This is a genomic window from Bradyrhizobium sp. SSBR45G (assembly GCF_030159255.1).
GTDB lineage: Bacteria > Pseudomonadota > Alphaproteobacteria > Rhizobiales > Xanthobacteraceae > Bradyrhizobium.
In genome coordinates, this window is the sequence record NZ_BSCT01000004.1 from 18,926 (window position 1) to 42,607 (window position 23,682).

Consider the following 23,682-nt stretch of genomic DNA (forward strand, 5'->3'; position numbering starts at 1 on the left):
CGAAGCGACATGCGGGCTACCACTAGCGTCAGCGATCGTCCCTGGGCGCTACGCGATGCTATTCGGGCGCGTGCACGCGCAAGCCGCCAAATCGTTCCTCGCCCGCGCAGAAATATTTTGATGCACTGCACTTCTCTGTGAATTGCGAACCATTCTCGAATGCTTCTAACTCTCGCTGTTCGGACAGAGGATAGCGAGGGCGGCAATGGCGGCGTTCACCTTGAAGATCAACGGGCGCGAGCATCAGGTTGATGTCGATCCCGGCACTCCCTTGCTCTGGGCCATTCGCGACAATGTTGGGCTGACCGGCACCAAATATGGCTGCGGCGTCGCGCAATGCGGAGCTTGCACGGTCTATCTCGACGGCCAGACCGTACGCTCGTGCTCGCTGCCGGTGTCGGCGGTGGGCAAGAGCGAGGTGACCACCATCGAGGGGCTGACCGGCAAGGAAGCGGTGGCCGTGCAGAAGGCGTGGGTCGCGCATGACGTGCCGCAATGCGGCTATTGCCAGTCCGGGCAGGTCATGAGCGCCGCCGCGCTGCTCGGTCTCAATCCCAAGCCCACCGACCAGGACATCGATCTCGCCATGAACGGCAACATCTGCCGCTGCGCCACCTATGTCCGCATCCGCGCCGCGATTCACTCGGCCGCCAAGACTTTGGAGGGCTGATCATGAACCTTCATGTGAAATCTGAAGCCGCCGCGACCTTGTCCCGCCGCTCGCTGCTGAAAGCCGGCGCTGGCTTCGTGCTGGCGACCTATGTCGCGCGAAACGGCATCGCCTACGCGCAGGATGCTGCCGCGGCGAAGTCCGTCAACATCGCGCCGAACACGTTCCTGGTCATCGGCCAGGACGACACCGTGACGGTGCTGTGCAAGCATATCGAGTTCGGGCAGGGGCCGTTCACCGGCATGGCCACCCTGGTCGCCGAGGAGCTCGATGCCGACTGGGCGCAGATGCGCGCGGATCACGCGCCGTCCAATCCCGTGCTCTACAAGAACCTCGCCTTCGGCGTGCAAGGCACTGGCGGATCGAGCGCAATCGCCAATTCCTACGAGCAGATGCGAAAAGTCGGCGCTGCCGCGCGCGCCATGCTGGTGGCAGCCGCCGCCGACGAATGGAAGGTGCCGGCGGAGGAGATCACGGTCGAGAAGGGCATCATCCGCCATACGTCCTCCGGCAAGCAGAGCGGTTTTGGCGCGCTCGCAGCCAAGGCGATGCAGCAGCCGGTGCCCGCGAACCCGCCGCTGAAGGATCCCTCGGCTTTCAGGCTGATCGGCAAGGACGGCGCCGTGACGCGGCTCGACAGCGTCGCCAAGTCGAACGGCTCGGCGGAATACACGCTCGACATCAAGGATCCGGGGACGCTGACCGTGCTGGTGGCGCGCTCGCCGCGCTTCGGCGGCAAGGTGGCCTCGTTCGACGCGGCCGCGGCGAAGGCGGTGCCTGGCGTCATCGATGTCAGGGAGGTGCCGAACGGCGTCGCCGTCTATGCCGAGGGCTTCTGGCCGGCCAAGACCGCGCGGGATCTGCTCAAGATCAGCTGGGACGACAGCAAGGCGGAGATGCGCGGCACGGCGCAGCTGCTAGAGGAGTTTCGCGCCCGCGCTAAGAAGCAGGGCGCCCTGGTAAAGCAGGAGGGCGACGTCGACGCCGAAATCGCCAAGGGCGGCCGGCTGATCGAGACCGAGTTCGTCTTCCCGTATCTAGCGCATGCGCCGATGGAGCCGATCAACGCCTTCCTGCATTGGAAGGGCGACACCGCCTCGGCCCGCTATGGCAGCCAGTTCCCGACGCCGGATCATGCCGTCATCGCGCAAGTGCTCGGGCTCGACATCGCCAAGGTCGATCTCAAGACGATCCTGGCCGGCGGCAGCTTCGGCCGGCGCGCGCAGCAATCGACCCATGTCGCGCTGGAACTGGCCCAGGTCGCCAAGGCAATCGGGCCGGGCCGTCCAGTCAAGCTGGTGTGGACCCGCGAGGACGACATGCGCGGCGGCTACTACCGGCCGTTCAGCCTGCACCGTATGCGCGGCGTGGTCCGCGACGGCAAGATCGTGGCCTGGTCGGATACGATCGTCGGCCAGTCGATCATGAAGGGCTCGGCGTTCGAGGCCATGACCATGAAGAACGGCCTCGATTCGACCGCCTATGAGGGCTCGAACGAGATTCCCTACCAGGTGCCGAACTTCCGCTGCGACCTGCACCAGGTCGATGTCGGCGTGCCCGTGCTGTGGTGGCGCTCGGTCGGCCATACCCATACCGGCTACGCCGTCGAGGCGTTCGTCGACCAGCTGCTCGAGGCCGCCGGGCAGGATCCGGTGGAGGGGCGCCTCGCCATGATGGCGGACAAGCCGCGCCATGCCGGTGTGCTCAAGGCGGTCGCCAAGCTGGCGGACTGGAAGGGCGCCAAGGTCGAGGCCGGCCGCGCCCGTGGCGTCGCCGTGGTCGAGAGCTTCAACACTTTTGTCGCCCAGGTGGTCGAGCTGTCGATGGGCGCCGAGGGACCCGTCGTGCACAAGGTCTGGTGTGCCGTCGACTGTGGCGTTGCGGTCAATCCGGACATCATCCGCGCCCAGATGGAAGGCGGCATCGGCTTTGCCCTCGGCCACATCCTCTATGCACAGCAGCCGCTCGACGAGGGCCGTCCGGTGGCGGGCAATTTCGACAGCTACCGCTCTCTGCGCATCAACGAGATGCCGGAGGTCGAGGTGGTCATCGTGCCGTCGACGGAGAAGCCGTCGGGGGTCGGCGAGCCCGGCGTGCCGCCGCTGGGGCCTGCGGTCGCCAACGCCATGGCGAAGCTCGGCCTGCCGCGACCGACGCAATTGCCGATTCGGCCGGGAGACAGCGCATGAGCCTGGTCAGAACGGGGACGATGGCGCTGCTCGCCGGAAGCCTGGTTGCGATTGCGATCGCGACCTATCCGGGTCTGCGGCGCGCCGATGCGGCGCCGGAGGCGAGCCGCGTGGCTGGAAGCCTGAAGCCGGTGGCGGACTTCGGTGGGATCAAGGACAAGAACGAGCGCGCCGTGGCGCTGTTCGAGGAAGCCGGCAAGGTGCTGCAGTCGCCGCGCTGCATGAACTGCCACCCGGCCGGCGATCGGCCGACCCAGACCGACCGGATGATTCCGCACCAGCCGCTGGTGGTCCGCGGCGAGGCCGGCATGGGCGCGCCCGGCGGGCTCGCCTGCACGACCTGTCACCACGAGGCCAATTTCGACGCGGCGCGGGTGCCCGGCAATCCGAAGTGGCAGCTGGCTCCGATCGAGATGGCCTGGCAGGGCCGCTCACTCGGCCAGATCTGCAGCCAGATCAAGGATCCGAAGCTCAACGGCGGCAAGACCATGGCCCAGCTGGTTCACCATATGGCTGAGGATGAGCTGGTCGGCTGGGGCTGGACGCCGGGCGCCGGGCGGACGCCAGCGCCGGGCAGCCAGAAGCAGTTCGGCGAGCTGATCAAGGCCTGGGCCGACGCCGGCGCGGCCTGCCCGAAGGGTTGACCTGATCGTTTTACCACGGCAGGCTCTTGCTCCGCCGTTGTAGGCTTGAGCCGCTGACGGAGAGGGATCGCAGCTCCTCATCCGTCGCAAGTGGTGCGATTTTTGCTCCTGGGGTCTTGGCAAGTCGCCATTCACCCGTTAAAGAACCGGCTTCCGGGTGGGCTGGCTGTTGCTGGCTCGCCCGTGCGCGCATTCCGAAAGCTTGGAGAGAGCCAGCATTCTTTTTGAGGATATCCGATCGGATGACTCAGAAGGAACGAGGATCTTCTGCTCTCGAAAATGCCGCAGGGGGAGGTCGGTCCGCCGATCCCCTCGTCCTGTCCGAGACTGCAGGCGCCGGCGCGGAAATGCAATTTCCTCAATGGCTTAATCATACGGCCTGCATAGACGGGTGAAGACCGGATTTCGCCATGTCTGTCCGCGTTTGTCGCGGTGGCGTGCAGGTTTGGTTCGAACCTCGACACTCCCCGGGCCGAGAGGCCTTGGGAAGGGCAGGCTATTCATCGTCGTTCTGCCTGACGTGTCCTCGAGGTCTTTTGCGTCCAAGAGGTCGGGTTCGGTGGGGCGGCGGGTTTAACCCGGCGGTCCCGCTTACGGGCGAAGGCCGCCAACCGGAGAGAGCTTGCTGTGGAACGAGCGGCAAAGAAAGAGGCGGTCGACGAGCTGCACGAGGTCTTCAAGACCACGGGCGTCGCGGTCGTCGCTCACTATTCCGGCCTCACCGTGGCCCAGATGCAGAAGCTGCGCACGCAGATGAAGCAGGCGGGCGCGTCGGTGAAGGTCTCGAAGAACCGTCTCGCCAAAATTGCTCTTGAAGGCACGGACGTCGTCGGCATCGGTCCCCTGTTGAAGGGGCCGACCGTGATCGCAACTTCAAACGATCCTGTCGCGGCGCCCAAGGTTGCCATGGAATTCGCCAAGGCGAACGATAAGTTCGTCATTCTCGGCGGCTCCATGGGTAAAACCGTCCTGAATGTCGACAGCGTCAAGGCTCTCGCCTCGCTGCCGTCGCTGGACGAACTGCGCGGCAAGCTCGTCGGCCTGATCCAGGCTCCGGCGACCAAGCTCGCTCAGCTCGCCAATGCACCCGCGGCCAAGGTCGCGCGCGTCATTCAGGCTCATGCCTCAAAGGGCGAAGCGGCCTGACGCCCTTCGCAAACACTCACAACCTGGTTTCGAACCGAACCTACTCAAGGAACTACATCAATGGCTGACCTGCAGAAGATCGTCGACGACCTCTCGAGCCTCACCGTTCTCGAGGCCGCTGAGCTCGCGAAGCTCCTGGAAGAGAAGTGGGGCGTGTCCGCCGCTGCCGCCGTCGCGGTGGCTGGCCCGGCCGCTGCTGCCGCCGCTCCGGCGGAAGAGAAGACCGAGTTCACCGTTGTCCTGGCTTCGGCCGGCGACAAGAAGATCGAGGTCATCAAGGAAGTCCGCGCCATCACCGGCCTGGGCCTGAAGGAAGCCAAGGACCTGGTCGAGGGCGCTCCGAAGCCGGTCAAGGAAGGCGTCAACAAGGACGAGGCCGAGAAGATCAAGGCTCAGCTCGAGAAGGCTGGCGCCAAGATCGAGCTCAAGTAATCGATCGCGAGGCGAGGCTCTCGGGCGGCCATCAGGCAGGCCCGAGCGTTTCGAGCAATTCTGGTGACCGGGTGGTAACATCGCCCGGTCATCATGCGGACAAGGAGTTTTGCAGAGGTGTCGGGCGTAGCTCGAAATTGCTGCAAAAGGCGTGCAACAGGATCGCCCGTTGCGGGCCAGACACGAAAATGTGTGGAGATTGTGGGGCTTGCCCCTCGAATCTCGGTTATCGTCGGCCCATATTGGGTCGGCAGCACGAAAAGCCGGTTATCGGTGGAGTGGCGTCTCCGTCCGTGGACCGTTGGGAGATAGGCAATTTCGGGCTTTTGCAGTCCGTGACGAGATGGTTGTGACGAGCGGGTGCGTCCTCGCGCCTCGCGCGTCGTTTTGCGTTTTGGTGGTCTGAAGAACAGATCTGGGACGTTTCCGTTCCGCGCTCTGCGCTTTCGACCTTCGAGATGGATCGAAATTCAACCCGGGATGGCGGTGGCAGCCGCTGTTTCGGAAGGATCGCCCCTTCGGGCGACGACATGAGAGGCCACGATGGCGCAGCAGACATTCACCGGTCGCAAACGCGTTCGCAAGTTTTTTGGACACATCAAGGAAGTCGCGGAGATGCCGAACCTCATCGAGGTTCAGAAGGCATCCTACGATCAGTTCCTGATGGTGGACGAGCCCACGGGCGGGCGGCCGGATGAGGGCCTGCAGGCGGTGTTCCGCTCGGTGTTCCCGATCTCCGACTTCTCGGGCACCTCGATGCTGGAATTCGTCCGCTACGAGTTCGAGCCGCCGAAGTACGACGTCGACGAGTGCCGCCAGCGCGGCATGACCTTCGCTGCGCCGCTCAAGGTGACGCTCCGCCTCATCGTGTTCGATATCGATGAGGAAACCGGCGCCAAGTCGGTCAAGGACATCAAGGAGCAGGACGTGTACATGGGCGACATTCCGCTCATGACCATGAACGGCACCTTCATCGTCAACGGCACCGAGCGCGTCATCGTCTCGCAGATGCACCGGTCGCCCGGCGTGTTCTTCGACCACGACAAGGGCAAGACCCATTCGTCGGGCAAGCTGCTGTTCGCCGCCCGCGTCATCCCGTATCGCGGCTCCTGGCTCGACATCGAGTTCGACGCCAAGGACATCGTGTTCGCGCGCATCGATCGTCGCCGCAAGCTGCCGGTGACGTCGCTGATGTTCGCGCTCGGCCTCGACGGCGAGACCATCCTGTCGACCTTCTACAAGAAGCTGATCTACAAGCGCATCAAGGAAGGCTGGCGCGTTCCGTTCGACGCCAACCGCTTCCGCGGCTACTCGACCGTCAACGACCTGATCGACGCCGACACCGGCAAGGTCGTGCTCGAAGCCGGCAAGAAGCTCACCGTCCGTGCCGCCCGCCAGCTCCAGGAGAAGGGGCTGAAGGCGCTGCGCATGTCGGATGAGGAGCTGCTCGGCAACTATATCGCCGAGGATCTCGTCAACCCGAAGACCGGCGAGATCTACGCCGAGGCCGGCGAGGAGATCACCGACAAGCTGTTCAAGGTGCTGAACGAGCAGGGCTACAAGGACCTGCCGCTGCTCGACATCGACCACGTCAATGTCGGTCCGTACATCCGCAACACGCTGTCGGCCGACAAGAACATGACGCGTGAGGACGCGCTGTTCGACATCTACCGCGTGATGCGTCCGGGTGAGCCGCCGACGCTCGATTCCGCGCAGGCGATGTTCCAGTCGCTGTTCTTCGATGCCGAGCGCTACGACCTTTCCGCGGTCGGCCGCGTCAAGATGAACATGCGCCTCGAGCTCGATGCCCCGGACACCCAGCGCACGCTGCGCAAGGAAGACATCCTGGCGGTCATCAAGACCCTGGTCGACCTGCGCGACGGCAAGGGCGAGATCGACGACATCGACCATCTCGGCAACCGTCGCGTCCGCTCGGTCGGCGAACTGATGGAGAACCAGTACCGGATCGGCCTGCTCCGCATGGAGCGCGCCATCAAGGAGCGCATGTCGAGCGTCGACATCGACACCGTGATGCCGCAGGACCTGATCAACGCCAAGCCTGCCGCCGCTGCCGTGCGCGAGTTCTTCGGCTCGTCGCAGCTGTCGCAGTTCATGGACCAGACCAATCCGCTGTCGGAGATCACCCACAAGCGCCGCCTGTCGGCGCTTGGCCCGGGCGGTCTGACCCGCGAGCGCGCCGGCTTCGAGGTGCGCGACGTGCATCCGACGCATTACGGCCGCATCTGCCCGATCGAGACGCCGGAAGGTCCGAACATCGGCCTGATCAACTCGCTCGCGACGTTCGCGCGCGTGAACAAGTATGGCTTCGTCGAGACGCCGTACCGCAAGGTCAAGGACGGTCGGGTCACCGACGAGGTGATCTATCTGTCGGCGATGGAGGAGGGGCGCTATCGCGTCGCGCAGGCCAACGTGCCGCTCGATGCCAAGGGCCGCTTCACCGAGGACCTGGTGGTCTGCCGTCACGCCGGCGAAGTGCTGCCGGTGACGCCGGACAAGGTCGACTACATGGACGTGTCGCCGAAGCAGCTGGTTTCGGTCGCCGCCGCGCTGATCCCGTTCCTCGAGAACGACGACGCCAACCGCGCGCTGATGGGCTCGAACATGCAGCGCCAGGCGGTGCCGCTGGTTCGCGCCGAGGCGCCGTTCGTCGGCACCGGCATGGAAGGCGTCGTCGCCCGTGACTCGGGCGCTGCGATCGCAGCGCGCCGCTCGGGCGTGATCGACCAGATCGACGCCACCCGCGTCGTCATCCGCGCCACCGAGGATCTCGATCCGACCAAGTCGGGCGTCGATATCTACCGTCTCATGAAGTACCAGCGCTCCAACCAGTCGACCTGCATCAACCAGCGTCCGCTGGTGAAGGTCGGCGACATCGTCAAGAAGGGCGACATCATCGCGGACGGTCCGTCGACCGACCTCGGCGAGCTCGCGCTCGGCCGCAACGTGCTGGTCGCGTTCATGCCGTGGAACGGCTACAACTTCGAGGACTCCATCCTGCTCTCCGAGCGGATCGTGAAGGAGGACGTCTTCACCTCGATCCACATCGAGGAATTCGAGGTGATGGCCCGCGACACCAAGCTGGGTCCGGAGGAAATCACGCGCGACATTCCGAACGTGTCGGAAGAGGCGCTGAAGAACCTCGACGAAGCCGGTATCGTCTACATCGGTGCGGAAGTCCGCGCCGGCGACATCCTGGTCGGCAAGATCACGCCGAAGGGCGAGAGCCCGATGACGCCGGAAGAGAAGCTGCTGCGCGCCATCTTCGGTGAGAAGGCCTCGGACGTCCGCGACACCTCGCTGCGGGTGCCGCCGGGCGTGCAGGGCACGATCGTCGAAGTCCGCGTGTTCAACCGCCACGGCGTCGACAAGGACGAGCGTGCGCTGGCGATCGAGCGGGAAGAAATCGAGCGTCTCGCCAAGGACCGTGACGACGAGCAGGCGATCCTGGACCGCAACGTCTACAGCCGTCTCGCCGACATGCTGGATGGCCGCCAGGGCATCTCCGGTCCGAAGGGCTTCAAGAAGGACACCAAGATCTCGCGCGCGGTGCTCGACGAGTATCCGAAGTCGCAGTGGTGGCTGTTCGCCTCGGCCAACGACAAGCTGATGGCCGAGATCGAGGCCATGCGGAAGCAGTACGACGAGTCGAAGAAGGGGCTTGAACAGCGCTTCCTCGACAAGGTCGAGAAGCTGCAGCGTGGCGACGAACTGCCGCCGGGCGTGATGAAGATGGTCAAGGTCTTCGTCGCGGTGAAGCGCAAGATCCAGCCGGGCGACAAGATGGCCGGCCGTCACGGCAACAAGGGCGTCGTCTCCAAGATCGTTCCGATCGAGGACATGCCGTTCCTCGAGGACGGCACCCACGCGGACATCGTGCTGAACCCGCTGGGCGTGCCCTCGCGCATGAACGTCGGTCAGATCCTCGAGACGCATCTCGGCTGGGCTTGCGCCGGCCTCGGCAAGCGCATCGCCCAGACGGTCGATGCCTATCTGTCGAAGCAGGACGTCAAGCCGCTGAAGGAGACCTTGAAGCGGATCTACGGTGAGGACGAGACCATCAAGTCGCTCAACGACAGCGAGTTGATCGAGCTCGGTCACAATCTGAGCCGCGGCGTGCCGATCGCCACTCCGGTGTTCGACGGCGCCAAGGAAGCCGACATCGAGGAGATGCTGAAGCTCGCGGGTCTCGACGCCTCGGGTCAGTCGACCGTCTATGACGGCCGCACCGGCGATCCGTTCGATCGCAAGGTGACGGTGGGCTACATCTACATGCTCAAGCTGCACCATCTGGTCGACGACAAGATCCATGCGCGCTCGATCGGCCCGTACTCGCTGGTGACGCAGCAGCCGTTGGGCGGCAAGGCCCAGTTCGGCGGTCAGCGTTTCGGCGAAATGGAGGTGTGGGCGCTCGAAGCCTATGGCGCGGCCTACACGCTGCAGGAGATGCTGACGGTGAAGTCGGACGACGTCGCCGGCCGCACCAAGGTCTACGAGGCGATCGTGCGCGGCGACGACACGTTCGAGGCCGGTATTCCGGAATCGTTCAACGTGCTGGTCAAGGAAATGCGCTCGCTCGGCCTCAACGTCGACCTGCACAACTCCAAGCTCGGACCGGCGCCGACGTCGGAAGCCGCCGAGTAAGCCGATAGATCAGGCCCGGCCGTCTCGGACGGCCGGGTGCCGGCGCCTTCGTCCCGCGGGTCAGGGACAGGGCGCCGCCTGCAAGAGATTTTCGAATTTGCGGCCGACCCCCGATCGGCCCGCGAGGAGAATACGATGAACCAAGAAATTATGAATCTCTTCAATCCGACGACGCCGGCTCAGGTCTTCGACCAGATCCGGATCTCGATTGCGTCGCCAGAGAAGATTCTGTCCTGGTCCTACGGCGAGATCAAGAAGCCGGAAACGATCAACTACCGCACCTTCAAGCCCGAGCGCGACGGCCTGTTCTGCGCCCGCATCTTCGGGCCGATCAAGGACTACGAGTGCCTGTGCGGCAAGTACAAGCGGATGAAGTACAAGGGCATCATCTGCGAGAAGTGCTCGGTCGAGGTGACGTTGTCGCGCGTCCGGCGCGAGCGCATGGGCCATATCGAGCTCGCCGCTCCCGTCGCGCACATCTGGTTCCTGAAGTCGCTGCCGTCGCGCATCGGCCTGCTGCTGGACATGACGCTGAAGGATCTCGAGCGGATCCTCTATTTCGAATATTACGTCGTCCTCGAGCCGGGTCTGACCGCGCTCAAGGACCGTCAGCTGCTGTCCGAGGACGAGTACCTCAAGGCGCAGGACGAGTACGGCCAGGACAGCTTCACCGCCATGATCGGCGCCGAGGCCATCCGTGAGCTGCTGCGCGGCCTCGAGCTCGAGAAGCTCGAGCAGACGCTGCGTGCCGAGATGCAGGAGACCGACTCCGACATCAAGCACAAGAAGCTCGCCAAGCGCCTGAAGATCGTCGAGGCGTTCCGCCACTCCGGCAACAAGCCGGAATGGATGATCATGACCGTGGTTCCGGTGATCCCGCCGGACCTGCGGCCGCTGGTGCCGCTCGACGGCGGCCGCTTCGCGACATCGGACCTCAACGACCTCTATCGCCGCGTCATCAACCGCAACAACCGCCTGAAGCGGCTGATGGAGCTGCGCGCCCCCGACATCATCATCCGCAACGAGAAGCGCATGCTTCAGGAAGCGGTCGATGCGCTGTTCGACAACGGCCGCCGCGGCCGCGTCATCACCGGCGCCAACAAGCGTCCGCTGAAGTCCTTGGCCGACATGCTCAAGGGCAAGCAGGGCCGCTTCCGTCAGAACCTGCTCGGCAAGCGCGTCGACTATTCCGGCCGTTCGGTCATCGTGGTCGGTCCCGAGTTGCGCCTGCATCAGTGCGGCCTGCCGAAGAAGATGGCGCTCGAGCTGTTCAAGCCGTTCATCTACTCGCGGCTCGATGCCAAGGGCCTGTCGACGACGGTCAAGCAGGCCAAGAAGCTGGTGGAGAAGGAGCGTCCGGAGGTCTGGGACATCCTGGACGAGGTCATCCGCGAGCATCCCGTGCTGCTGAACCGCGCCCCGACCCTGCATCGCCTCGGCATTCAGGCGTTCGAGCCGGTTCTGATCGAGGGCAAGGCGATCCAGCTGCATCCGCTGGTCTGCTCGGCGTTCAACGCCGACTTCGACGGCGACCAGATGGCCGTGCACGTTCCGCTGTCGCTGGAAGCGCAGCTGGAAGCGCGCGTCCTGATGATGTCGACCAACAACATCCTGCATCCGGCCAATGGTCAGCCGATCATCGTGCCGTCGCAGGACATCGTGCTCGGTCTCTACTACGTCTCGATCATGCGCGAGGGCATGAACGGCCAGGGCATGGCGTTCGGCAACATGGCCGAGCTCGAGCATGCGCTGCACGCCAAGGCCATCCATCTCCACACCAAGATCAAGTATCGCTGGGAGGGGATGAACGAGGAAGGCAATATCTCCAAGCGCTGGATCGAGACCACCGCGGGCCGCGTCATGCTCGGCAATCTGCTGCCGAAGCATCCGCGCGTCACCTTCGAGGTCATCAACAAGCTGATGACCAAGCGCGAGATCTCGGGCGTCATCGATCAGGTCTACCGTCACTGCGGTCAGAAGGAGACGGTGATCTTCTGCGACCGCATCATGGCGCTCGGCTTCTACAACGCCTTCAAGGCGGGCATCTCGTTCGGCAAGGACGACATGGTCGTGCCGGCGGGCAAGTGGAAGATCGTCGACAGCACCCGTACGCTGGCGAAGGATTTCGAGCAGCAGTACAATGACGGCCTGATCACCCATGGCGAGAAGTACAACAAGGTCGTCGACGCCTGGTCGAAGGCCTCGGAAGAGATCGCCAAGGAGATGATGAAGGAGATCTCCGTCACCAAGAAGACGGCGACGGGGGCGGATGCCGACATCAACTCGATCTACATGATGTCGCATTCCGGTGCGCGTGGTTCGCCGGCCCAGATGCGTCAGCTCGCCGGCATGCGCGGCCTGATGGCCAAGCCGTCGGGTGAGATCATCGAGACGCCGATCATCTCGAACTTCAAGGAAGGCCTCTCGGTTCTCGAGTACTTCAACTCGACCCACGGCGCCCGCAAGGGCCTCGCGGACACCGCGTTGAAGACCGCGAACTCGGGTTACCTGACCCGCCGTCTGGTCGACGTCGCGCAGGACTGCATCATCACGCAGGACGATTGCGGCACCCATCTCGGCATCAAGATGCGCGCCATCGTCGACGCCGGCACGGTCGTGGCCTCGCTCGGCTCGCGCATCCTCGGCCGCGTGCCGTGCGATGACGTGCGCGATCCGGCCACCGGCAACGTGCTGATCAAGGCCGGCACGCTGATGGAGGAGAGCCATATCGACGCCATCCAGCAGGCTGGCGTCCAGGAGGTGAAGATCCGTTCGGCGCTCACCTGCGAGCTCGTCAACGGCATCTGCAAGATGTGCTACGGGCGCGATCTGGCCCGCGGCACTCCGGTCAACCACGGTGAAGCTGTCGGCGTCATCGCCGCGCAGTCGATCGGTGAGCCGGGCACGCAGCTGACGATGCGCACGTTCCACATCGGCGGCGCCGCGCAGCTCAACGAACAGTCCTTCGTCGAATCCAACTTCGAGGGCAAGGTCGTGATCCGCAACAAGGCGATCGCTCGCAACAGCGAGGGTCACCTGATCGCGATGGTCCGCAACATGGTGGTTGCGATCGTCGACGCCGACGGCACCGAGCGTGCAACGCACCGTATCCAGTACGGCGCGCGCATGCATATCGACGAGGGCGACACGATCAAGCGCGGCCAGCGCATTGCCGAGTGGGATCCCTACACCCGTCCGATCCTCACGGAAGCCGAGGGTACGATCGGGTTCGAGGATCTGACCGAAGGTCTGTCGATCTCGGAAACGCTCGACGAATCCACTGGTATCGCCAAGCGCGTCGTCATCGACTGGCGCGGGACGCGCGGTGGCGCGGACCTGCGTCCGGCGATCGTGATCAAGGGCAAGGACGGCAAGGTGCTCAAGCTCGCCCGCGGCGGCGATGCGCGGTACATGCTGTCGGTCGACGCGATCCTTTCGGTCGACGTCGGGGCGACGGTGAAGCCGGGCGACATCCTGGCGCGTATCTCGACCGAGAGCGCCAAGACGCGCGACATCACCGGCGGTCTGCCGCGGGTGGCGGAGCTGTTCGAAGCGCGCAAGCCGAAGGATGCCGCGATCATCGCCGAGATCGCCGGCACCATCCGGTTCGGTCGCGACTACAAGAACAAGCGTCGCATTTCGATCGAGCCGGTCGACAAGACCGAGGAGGCGCGCGAGTACCTGATCCCGAAGGGCAAGCACATCCATCTGCAGGATGGCGACATCGTCGAAAAGGGTGACTTCATCGTCGAAGGCAACCCGGCTCCGCACGACATTCTGGCGATCAAGGGCATCGAGGAGCTCGCGGCCTATCTGGTCAACGAGATCCAGGAGGTCTACCGGCTGCAGGGCGTGCTCATCAACGACAAGCACATCGAGGTGATTGTCCGTCAGATGCTGCAGAAGATCGAGGTCACCGACCAGGGCGACACCGACATGATCTCGGGCGAACAGGTCGACAAGATCGAGTTCGACGTGCTGAACGCGAAGGCGAAGGAGGAGGGCAAGAAGCCCGCCACCGGCAACCCGGTTCTGCTCGGCATCACCAAGGCGAGCCTGCAGACCCGGTCGTTCTTCTCGGCGGCCTCGTTCCAGGAGACCACCCGCGTCCTCACCGAGGCGGCGGTCAACGGCAAGATCGATCCGCTCGAGGGCCTGAAGGAGAACGTCATCGTCGGCCGACTGATTCCGGCCGGCACCGGTGCCTCCATGGCCCGCATCCGCGAGGTCGCACTGAAGCGCGACAAGCTGATTCTCGACGAGCGCGAGAAGCAGGCGGCGGTCGTGCCGTCGCAGCCCGAGCCTCAGCCGCTCGCACTGCCGCCGGCGGAGTAAAAAGGGCGCTACGGCTGGACCCGGCGGTGCCGGGTTCTTCCGTGCGTTCATCAACCGTAGAAAAGGCCGGCTCTTGCCGGCCTTTTCTTGACAGGATCTTCTCTCTCTGCCGCGCTGCTGCCCCGTTGTTCATCTTCCCTTCAGGGACAAAGGCGCTTCTGGGAACATCAGATCCGCTGAGCTGATTTCCGTCCACTGCCGTGGCGATGCGCCGATTGCTCGGGCGCAAATCCTGTGCGGGCGCGGGTACGCGGCGGCAGATCGAGCCCCGAGGGTGGCAGGACCCGTGACACGGACGACCGGCGACGTCGCTGACAGCCGGAGATGGCGGAACTTCGATGCTTGACCTTGCGATTGTTGGTGGCGGTCCGGGTGGCCTGATGAGCGCCTGGTACCTGAGGCGGAAGCTCGGCGATCTCTGCAAGGTGACGATCTTCGAAGCGTCCGACCGTCTCGGCGGCAAGATCGTGACGCGCAAGTTCGACACGGCACCTGCGATGTACGAGGCGGGCGTTGCCGAGATCTACGACTACTCGATGACCGGTCCCGATCCGCTGCGCGAGCTGATCCAGCATTTCGGCCTGCAGACGATTCCGATGGATGCGTTGCAGGTGCAGCTCGATGGCGAGCTGCTCGACGACGTGCCGGGCCTGCGCCGCAAGTATGGGCCGAAGACGGCGGCCGCGGTCGAGGCGTTCCGCAATCGCTGCTCCGAGGTGATGTCGCCGGTCGAATATTACGAGGGCGTCGGCGCCCACGACAACGAGCACCCCTGGGCGTACGTCACCTGCGAGGAACTGCTCGACAAGGAGGTCGACGATCCCACGGCCAAGCGCTTCTTCAAGGTGATGTCGCGCTCCGACCTCGCGACCGAGGCGCACAACACCAATGGGCTCAATGCGCTCAAGAACTTCGTGATGGATATCGACGACTACATTGGCCTGTATTCGATCCAGAACGGCAACGAGCAGCTGATCGAGTGCCTGCGTTCGGAAGTCGACGCCGACATTCAGCTCAACCACCGTGTGCTTCGCATCGGCAAGACCGAGCAGGGCCGCTACCGGCTCAACATGATGAACGGCAAGGGGCCGGAGACGCGCGAGTTCGATCTCGTGCTGGTGTGCCTGCCGCATTCCTGGCTGTCGACGGTTGGCTGGGACGGCGAGAAGCTGCGCCAGTCGATGGTCAAGCACATCGCCTATTTCGACCGGCCTGCGCACTATCTGCGCGTGTCGATCCTGTTCGATGCGCCGTTCTGGGGCGACAAGATCCCCGGCTCCTGGTTCATGTCGGAGGCGTTCGGCGGCTGCTGCGTCTACAACGAAGGCTCGCGCCACGATGTCGGCAAATACGGCGTGCTGAACTGGCTGATCGCGGGCTCCGATGCGCTCGCCTTTGCCAACCTGTCGGACCAGGAGCTGATCGACGCCGCGCTGAAGTCGCTGCCGGCGGCGCTGGGCGATGCGCGCGCGCACTTCATGGAAGGCAAGATCCATCGCTGGCTGTCGTCGGTGAATGCGCTGCCCGGCGGCCTGCCGGTGCGCGACGTCATGACGAATCACCGGCCGGAGCCGAAGGAGCATCCCGGCATCGTGGTGGTCGGCGACTATCTGTTCGATTCGACCCTCAACGGCCTGCTCGATTCCTCCGATGCCGCCACCGACATCATCCTGACCGAGATGATGCGGCTGCGCCGCGTTCGCTCGCAGGCCGAGACGCCGCTGTCGGACAAGATCGACCGCAGCTATTTCGACGATTATCGCGGGCAGGGGCCGTATGGCGAAGCCTGGGCGCAGTTCACCGATCCGGACTACCTGACTAGCCTGATCAAGATCGTCTGGAACAAGGGTCAGGGAAAAGCCAAAGGCAAAGACAAGGGCTACAAGCTGCTGGTGGCGGGCTCCGCCAGCGGCGAGCTGGTCGGGGCGCTGCGCGACCGCGGCATCGACGCCTGGGGCATCGAGAACAACCGCTACATCCACGGCAAGACGCCGAAGGCGCTCCGGAAATACAACAAGCTCGGCTCGGTCACCGACATGCCGTTCAAGGCCGGCGAGTTCGACTTCGTGTTCGAGACCTGCCTCTGCCACCTCGGCGACAAGCAGGTGGCGCGGGCGATTCGCGAGCTCAACCGCGTGGTCAAGACCGGCCTGGTGTTCGGCTCGATCACCTCGGACATGGCGCCGGCGCTGGTCGACCGCTACGATCTGCTGCGCGGGGTCAAGAAGCTCGGCACCTGGTGGGAATGGTCCGAGCTGTTCTTCGGCAACGGCTTCGACCTCGCCATGCACCGCCGCGATTGCACCGACGAGGTGTGGGCCGCGACCTTGGCGGCCAACAAGGGCCCGGGCCAGTGGTACGCGGACGCGGACAGCCTGCGCTACTCCTTCTTCGACAAGGTCGAGGACGAAGATTGAGGACGCTGGCCGCGGCGCTGTGTAGATGTTAAAGGCCTGACGCGCAGGGCCGGCGCTTCGTCGGCCACGCTGCTTCGGTTGGTTGCATGGCGCCCAAGAAACCAGAGTCAGAGTCGAGACCGGCCTCCAAATCAGGCTCGAAGCGAGGTTCGAAATCCAGGTCTGCCTCGGCTGCGCCCGGTCAGACCGCGGACGATCGGATCGCCGGCGAACGGATTGCGGCGGCCGCCGGTGCCGCTGCCGAGATCGCAAAACGGCTTTCTGGAACCGCCGCGCCGGAGGCGCCGCAGACGCCCGAATCGCCGACGGCAACTCAAGCACCGGTTGCCGCCCCGCCACCGACGTCCGAAGCCTCCGCGCCATTGCCGGCCAGCACACCGCCGGCGGCAGCAAAGCCGGCTCAGCCCTCCAAGCCGGCGCAGCCCTCCAAGCCGCCACAGGCCAGCAAGCCTGCGCCGCCGCCGTCCGACGACGATGACGATGAGGACGGCGAGGATGAGGACGACGATCTCGACGACGATGATGATGACGAGGAACTCGTCGTCTATAGCGCGCGCGAGGCCGCCGGCGCGCTCGCGACGATCTACGGCTTCGTCAGGCCGCTGCTGTCAAAATACAAAAAGATGCTGGCCTTCGTGACGATCGGCGTTGTCATCGAGACGCTGTTCAACGTCATCATGCCGCTCAGCCTGAAGTTCCTGATCGACGACGCGCTCGGCGAGGAGGATTTCGAGGCGCTCTACCGAATCCTCGGCGTGCTGGCAGTGGCCGGCATCTTCACGTCGATCGTTGCCGTGCTCTACGAGCGCTGGGATGCGCGGCTAGCCGCCGGCATCATCTCGGATGTCCGCACGCGGCTGTTCGATCACGTCCAGAACCTGCCGGCCGCGTATTTCCAACGCACCAAGCGCGGCGAGATCCTGTCGCGCTTCTCGGTCGACATGTCCGCGTTCGAAGGCGTGGTGAAGAGCTTCGCCAACAGCGCCGCGCTGCCGCTCCTGGAGTTGATCGCCGGCATCATCCTGATGCTGTTCCTCAACTGGCAGCTCGCCGCGATCGCGCTGCTGGTCTTCCCGATCACCCTGATCGGCCCGCGCATGCTGACGCCAAAGGCGGTGCAGGCCAATTACGAGCAGAAGCTCAACGAGGCGGGCCTGCTCGGTGTGATCCAGGAGAACATCGCAGCGCAGGCCGTGATCAAGGCCTTCAGCCTGCACCGCAAGGTGTTCGGCTGGTTCTCGTTCCGCAACGACCAGGCGCGGCGCAAGATGGCCGACGCGATGTTCCTGTCGACCATGGTCGAGCGCACCGTCACCATCTCGGTGCTGCTGCTGCATCTCGTGGTGCTCGCCCTCGGTGCCTACCTGGCGACCAAGGGGCAGATCACGATCGGCACCTTCGTCACCTTCGAGAGCGCGTTCTGGGAGGTGTCCTACAACATCGCCCATGTCATGCACTTCGTCCCGGTGTCGATCTCGTCGGCGGCCGCGATTCGCCACATGCAGGAGCTGTTGGACGAGCCGACCCGCGGCGCCGACCGGCCGGGCGCGCCGGATCTGCCGCGCATCAGCCACGACATCACCTTCGAGCGCGTCAGCTTCCAGTATGAAGGCAGCCAGTCCCCGGTGCTCGACAATCTCAGCCTCAGGCTCGATGTCGGCAAGCGCATCGCGATCGTGGGACCGTCGGGGTCGGGCAAGAGCACGCTGCTCAACCTGATTCTGCGGCTCTATGTCCCCGACGAAGGGCGCGTCACCATCGACGGCGTCGACATCCGGAAGGTGACGCGCGATTCGCTGCGCGGCAGCATGGCCGTGGTGTTCCAGGACAACATGCTGTTCAACATGTCGCTGCGGGAGAACATCCGGCTCGGCAAGGAGGGAGCGACCGACGAGGAGGTGGAGGAGGCCGCCAAGAAGGCCGAGATCCATCGCTACATCATGAGCCTGCCGCAGAAATACGACACCTTCGTCGGCGAGCGCGGCGACACCCTGTCGGGCGGCCAGCGCCAGCGCATCGCGATCGCCCGCGCCATCATCCGCAATCCTTCCGTGCTGCTGCTCGACGAGGCGACCTCGGCGCTCGACCAGACCACGGAAGCCGCGATCAACCGCACCTTGCTCAAGGTCGCGAAGGGCCGCACCATGATCTGGTCGACCCACCGCCTGACCTCGGTGGTCGAGATGGACGAGATCATCGTGATCTCCGGCGGCCGCGCCATCGAGCGCGGCAGCCATGCCGAGCTGCTCGCCAAGAACGGGACCTATCGCAAGCTGTGGGACGACCAGGGTCACCAGCCCAGCCGGCTCGATCAGGCCGACGACGACAGTGATGACGATGAGGACGACGAGGATGACGAGGATGACGAGGAATAGGCGCTGAGCGATCCGCGCGCCAGCCGGTGCCTCACGCCGCGTCCGAGCGAGACCGCAAAGCGCGCCCAGCGCTGGGCCAGCCAATAGGGGCCGGTGCCGATCGAGACCGATCGAAAATTCCAGGCCTTCTCCAACGACCATGCATCGCAGGCCGTCTTGATCGGATCGTCGTAGAACGCCGCGATCTTGACCTCGCTCATGCCGTCGGTGGCCAGCCAGCGCGGGATGTGGAGGCTGCAGAGGCGCTCGACGTCGGTGAACACCTTGTCTGAGCCGGTGCCGGTGACCGGGCAGGTGGTGCAGAACGCGTCGCCGACCAGGACGACGCCGGGCATGCGATATCCGGTGTCGACGGTCAGGTCGGCCGGCCGGACCTTGACCTCGCCGCTGACGGCGTAGGCGCCGGTGATCCGCCGCAGACCGGGCAGGGCGGCGTCGACGGTCTCGGCAGGGCTGCGCCGGACCGCCCGCAGCCAGGGATCGTCGACCTCCCGGTAGGCGAACAGGTTGGCCCGCATGCGGTCACCGATCGGGAACAGGGTGACGTAGGGCACCCGGGCGCCGGCCCGCTCCTGGAAATAGGTCATGGCCGGGAACGGGAAGGCCGGGCGGTCGACCGGCACCAGATCGAAGCCGACCGAGATCGAATGCGCCGGGCTGGTGATCGTGCGGGTAATTCCCAGCATGTGCCGAAGGCCGACGTTTAGCCCGTTGGCAAGCACGACCAGCCGCGCCGAGATCGTCTCGCCATTGGAGAGGACGACCGACTGCCGATCCTCGCTCGGGGTGATCGCGACCGCCTTGGCCGCGATTCGCGTGACCGGCCCGGAAATCTCCTCCCGCACCGCCGCGACCAGCGCATCATACGTGATGCCGTATTGGTGCACCGGCGCCTTGTCGAGGACATAGCCGAATCGGGCGATCCAGTTCTCGGGCGCCAGCGTCGCCCGGCGAAGTGCCGTGTCCGCAACGCCTGTGCGACGGAATCGGGCGATCTGTTCGGCGCCCGAGATCTTCTCGATTCGGAAGTCCGGCGGGTAGACGACGTGGGGGTCGACGAGAATCGCCGCTATGCCGGCGCGCCCGAGCATGGCCGCCGTGATCGAGCCAGCCAGCCCGCCGCCGATGATCGCGATGTCGGTATAGTGGGTCACGGGACGCCTCGTCGCAGCGTCATCCTTGTCGCCGAAACCCGAAAAAACCCTTATCTTCAGTGTGTCGGAACATTGCCGGGGGAGCGCGCGTGCCGGTCTGCCCAGGTCCTGGGCAAGATCCGAGGTCAGCAGTACCCTGGCGGGATGGTGCTGCCGGGGTGGAAGCGACAACGGTCGGAAGCGCCTCTTTGCGCAACCTGCGGCGTCGTTTTGCTTGACTTGGGGTTTTACCGCTTATAAAAGGCCGGCACTCAACGACAGGCGGTGAGCTTCGCCAGCGTCGGTACGGATCACCCAGACCACCCTGAAAAGGGCGGGACGGGCACCACCCTCGACGAATGCCGCTCAAACGCTGTCGATCATAGCTAGGCAATGCCAGAACGATATTAGATCTCTCGAGCTCGTTCTCTTGAGACCAATTTCGGATGCATGACCTCGGTAGGCCGCCGTCAGCGCAAGCTGAAGGGTGGTGATCGCGGTCCTCTGTGGCGTCAAGCGCTTTCCGTTCAGCGATGAATGGTAGGCGCGATTTCGTTTTGCGCGGATTTCGTCGCGCAGGGCGGCCCGATGAGGCGGGGAACCTCGAACAGAATTTGCGGAATCCGGTGACGGTTTCCGTTCGAACGTTGAGAAGGGTGAAGGCCAAGATGCCGACGATCAACCAGCTGATCGCAAATCCGCGCGAAGTGCAGAAGTCGCGCAAGAAGGTGCCGGCGCTGCAGCAGTCGCCGCAGAAGCGTGGCGTTTGCACGCGCGTCTACACCACGACGCCGAAGAAGCCGAACTCGGCGCTTCGTAAGGTCGCCAAGGTGCGCCTGACCAACGGCTTCGAGGTGATCGGCTACATCCCGGGTGAGGGCCATAACCTGCAGGAGCACTCGGTGGTCATGATCCGCGGCGGCCGCGTCAAGGACTTGCCGGGCGTCCGCTACCACATCCTCCGCGGCGTGCTGGATACCCAGGGCGTCAAGAACCGTAAGCAGCGCCGTTCGAAGTACGGCGCGAAGCGTCCGAAGTAAGACGTTCGAGAAAAGCGGGAACAGATCAGATGTCGCGTCGCCATTCAGCCGAAAAGCGTGAAGTGCTTCCGGATCCGAAGTTCGGGAACATCATCGTCACCAAGTTCATGAACTCGGTGATGTACGCCGGCAAGAAGTCGGTCGCCGAAGGTATCGTCTACGGTGCGTTCGGTCTCATCGAGGCCAAGACCAAGCAGAGCCCGCTGACGGTGTTCGAGCAGGCGCTCGACAACGTCATGCCGACGATCGAAGTGCGCTCGCGCCGCGTCGGTGGTGCGACGTACCAGGTTCCGGTCGAAGTGCGCTCGACTCGCCGGCAGGCGCTGGGGATTCGCTGGCTGATCTCGGCTGCACGCGACCGCAACGAAAAGACCATGACCGAGCGGCTTTCGGCGGAGTTGCTCGATGCCTCCAACAACCGGGGCAACGCCGTGAAGAAGCGTGAAGACGTGCATCGGATGGCGGAAGCCAACCGCGCCTTCTCGCACTATCGCTGGTAACGGCGAAACCGACGGAAATCAGGGAACACACCCATGCCCCGCCAACACGCCATCGAAGACTATCGCAACTTCGGCATCATGGCGCATATCGACGCCGGTAAGACGACGACGACCGAGCGTATCCTGTACTACACGGGCAAGAGCCATAAGATCGGCGAAGTGCACGAAGGTGCCGCGACGATGGACTGGATGGAGCAGGAGCAGGAGCGTGGCATCACGATCACCTCGGCTGCCACCACCGCGTTCTGGAACGGCAAGCGCCTGAACATCATCGACACTCCCGGTCACGTCGACTTCACCATCGAGGTCGAGCGCAGCTTGCGCGTGCTCGACGGCGCCGTGTGCGTGCTCGACTCCAACCAGGGCGTCGAGCCGCAGACCGAGACCGTCTGGCGCCAGGGCGACAAGTACAAAGTGCCGCGCATCGTCTTCGCCAACAAGATGGACAAGACCGGCGCCGACTTCTTCAAGTGCCTGGCCGACATCGTCGACCGCCTTGGTGCGAAGCCGGTGGCGATCCAGCTGCCGATCGGTGCCGAGAACAATTTCAAGGGCTGCATCGACCTGGTGACGATGAAGGCCATCGTCTGGAACGACGAGGCCCTCGGCGCCAAGTTCGACTACACCGACATTCCGGAAGATCTCGCCGACCAGGCTGCCGAATATCGCGAGAAGCTGGTGGAAGCCGCCGTCGAGCTCGACGATGACGCGCTCGCTGCGTTCCTCGATGGCAAGGAGCCGGACGAGGCGACGCTGAAGCGCCTGATCCGCAAGGCGGTGCTGACCGGCGCCTTCTATCCGGTGCTGTGCGGTTCGGCCTTCAAGAACAAGGGCGTTCAGCCGCTGCTCGACGCCGTCGTCGACTATCTGCCGTCGCCGATCGACGTGCCTGCGATCAAGGGCACCGACGACCGCGGCAATGAGGTCGTGCGCAAGGCGGACGACAAGGAGCCGCTGGCTCTGCTCGCGTTCAAGATCATGGACGACCCGTTCGTTGGCACCATCACCTTCTGCCGCATCTATTCGGGCATCCTGAGCTCGGGCACCGGCGTCGTGAACTCGACGCGCGAGAAGAAGGAGCGCATCGGCCGCATGCTGCTGATGCATGCGAACAACCGTGAGGACATCAAGGAAGCCTATGCGGGCGACATCGTCGCTCTCGCCGGCCTCAAGGAAGCCCGCACCGGTGACACGCTGTGCGATCCGTCCAACCAGGTGATCCTGGAAAAGATGGAATTCCCGGAGCCGGTCATCGAGATCGCGATCGAGCCGAAGTCGAAGGCCGACCAGGAGAAGCTGGGCGTCGCGCTGGCGAAGCTCGCGGCCGAGGATCCGTCCTTCCGCGTGTCGACCGACCAGGAGTCCGGCCAGACCATCCTGAAGGGGATGGGCGAACTGCATCTCGACATCAAGGTCGACATCCTCCGCCGGACGTACAAGGTCGATGCCAACATCGGTGCGCCGCAGGTGGCGTTCCGCGAGCGCATCACCAAGAACGCCGAGGTCAAGTACACCCACAAGAAGCAGACGGGCGGTACGGGCCAGTTCGCTGAAGTCTCGCTGATCGTCGAGCCGAACGAGCCGGGCGGCGGCTACGTGTTCGAGTCCAAGATCGTCGGTGGTGCGGTTCCGAAGGAATACATCCCCGGCGTCGAAAAGGGCATCGAGAGCGTGCTCGGCGCGGGCGTGGTCGCCGGCTTCCCGGTGGTCGACGTCAAGGTCGCGCTGGTCGACGGCAAGTATCACGACGTCGACTCGTCGGCGCTGGCCTTCGAAATCGCTTCCCGCGCGGCCTTCCGCGAGGCGCTGCAGAAGGGCAAGTCGGTTCTGCTCGAGCCGATCATGAAGGTCGAAGTGGTGACACCGGAAGACTACACCGGCTCGGTCATCGGCGACCTGAACTCGCGTCGTGGCCAGATCCAGGGCCAGGACATGCGCGGCAACGCCAACGTCATCAACGCGATGGTGCCGCTCATGAACATGTTCGGTTACGTGAATAACCTGCGCTCGATGAGCCAGGGCCGCGCAACCTTCACGATGCAGTTCTCGCACTACGCTGAAGCGCCGGCCAACGTGTCGGCTGAAGTCCAGAAGAAGTTTGCCTGATTGTCGTTAGCTCAGCTTAGCGACTGAACGGAG

At 64.4% G+C, this 23,682-nt stretch carries 13 protein-coding genes; 12 read left to right on the forward strand and 1 reads right to left on the reverse strand.

Going from position 1 to position 23,682, the window contains the following annotated elements; genetic code table 11:
* Positions 1 to 205 precede the first annotated feature (205 nt).
* The 9 genes from QQL87_RS06625 to QQL87_RS06665 all read left to right on the forward strand — a co-directional run bounded on the left by QQL87_RS06625 (position 206) and on the right by QQL87_RS06665 (position 18,870).
* Positions 206 to 670 carry a (2Fe-2S)-binding protein gene (locus QQL87_RS06625; protein WP_284423116.1) on the forward strand — a complete coding sequence of 155 codons (465 nt, stop codon included), beginning with the start codon at positions 206 to 208 and terminating at the stop codon, positions 668 to 670.
* A gap of 2 nt (positions 671 to 672) precedes the next feature.
* The gene (locus tag QQL87_RS06630; protein ID WP_284423117.1) at positions 673 to 2,859 is read left to right on the forward strand and encodes a xanthine dehydrogenase family protein molybdopterin-binding subunit; all 2,187 of its coding nucleotides are present in this window, start codon (positions 673 to 675) and stop codon (positions 2,857 to 2,859) included.
* Positions 2,856 to 3,503: an Isoquinoline 1-oxidoreductase subunit gene (locus tag QQL87_RS06635; RefSeq protein ID WP_284423118.1), complete on the forward strand. Its 648-nt coding sequence runs from the start codon at positions 2,856 to 2,858 to the stop codon at positions 3,501 to 3,503. Before QQL87_RS06630 ends, QQL87_RS06635 begins: the two co-directional genes overlap by 4 nt.
* 627 nt (positions 3,504 to 4,130) lie before the next feature.
* Complete coding sequence (gene rplJ, locus QQL87_RS06640) at positions 4,131 to 4,649, forward strand: 50S ribosomal protein L10 (RefSeq protein ID WP_284423119.1); 519 nt, start codon at positions 4,131 to 4,133, stop codon at positions 4,647 to 4,649.
* Positions 4,650 to 4,709: 60 nt separating this feature from the next.
* Positions 4,710 to 5,081 (forward strand): 50S ribosomal protein L7/L12, encoded by a 372-nt coding sequence (gene rplL, locus QQL87_RS06645; protein ID WP_284423120.1) that lies wholly within the window; start codon positions 4,710 to 4,712, stop codon positions 5,079 to 5,081.
* A gap of 543 nt (positions 5,082 to 5,624) precedes the next feature.
* The gene (rpoB, locus tag QQL87_RS06650) at positions 5,625 to 9,743 is read left to right on the forward strand and encodes a DNA-directed RNA polymerase subunit beta (RefSeq protein ID WP_284423121.1); all 4,119 of its coding nucleotides are present in this window, start codon (positions 5,625 to 5,627) and stop codon (positions 9,741 to 9,743) included.
* A 135-nt stretch (positions 9,744 to 9,878) separates the two neighbouring features.
* Complete coding sequence (rpoC, locus tag QQL87_RS06655) at positions 9,879 to 14,078, forward strand: DNA-directed RNA polymerase subunit beta' (protein WP_284423122.1); 4,200 nt, start codon at positions 9,879 to 9,881, stop codon at positions 14,076 to 14,078.
* A gap of 338 nt (positions 14,079 to 14,416) precedes the next feature.
* Complete coding sequence (locus QQL87_RS06660) at positions 14,417 to 16,495, forward strand: FAD-dependent oxidoreductase (protein WP_284423123.1); 2,079 nt, start codon at positions 14,417 to 14,419, stop codon at positions 16,493 to 16,495.
* Between the two features lie 86 nt (positions 16,496 to 16,581).
* Positions 16,582 to 18,870, forward strand: a complete 2,289-nt coding sequence (locus QQL87_RS06665) for an ABC transporter ATP-binding protein (protein ID WP_284423124.1) — start codon at positions 16,582 to 16,584, stop codon at positions 18,868 to 18,870.
* On the opposite strand, the gene QQL87_RS06670 is transcribed toward QQL87_RS06665, so the two are convergent.
* Entirely contained in the window at positions 18,807 to 20,024 is a 1,218-nt protein-coding gene (locus QQL87_RS06670) for an FAD-dependent oxidoreductase (protein ID WP_284423125.1), read from the reverse strand. The two genes, QQL87_RS06665 and QQL87_RS06670, sit on opposite strands and share 64 nt — an antisense overlap.
* A gap of 647 nt (positions 20,025 to 20,671) precedes the next feature.
* Between QQL87_RS06670 and rpsL the strand changes: the two genes are divergently transcribed.
* Genes rpsL through fusA form a run of 3 tightly spaced genes read left to right on the forward strand, consistent with a single transcriptional unit; the run spans position 20,672 to position 23,649 of the window.
* Positions 20,672 to 21,043 (forward strand): 30S ribosomal protein S12, encoded by a 372-nt coding sequence (gene rpsL, locus QQL87_RS06675; RefSeq protein WP_006611834.1) that lies wholly within the window; start codon positions 20,672 to 20,674, stop codon positions 21,041 to 21,043.
* A 29-nt stretch (positions 21,044 to 21,072) separates the two neighbouring features.
* On the forward strand, positions 21,073 to 21,543 hold the full coding sequence (gene rpsG, locus QQL87_RS06680) for a 30S ribosomal protein S7 (RefSeq protein ID WP_284423126.1): 471 nt from the start codon (positions 21,073 to 21,075) through the stop codon (positions 21,541 to 21,543).
* Positions 21,544 to 21,576: 33 nt separating this feature from the next.
* Positions 21,577 to 23,649, forward strand: coding sequence for an elongation factor G (fusA, locus tag QQL87_RS06685; RefSeq protein WP_284423127.1), 2,073 nt, complete (start codon positions 21,577 to 21,579; stop codon positions 23,647 to 23,649).
* Positions 23,650 to 23,682: the final 33 nt, after the last annotated feature.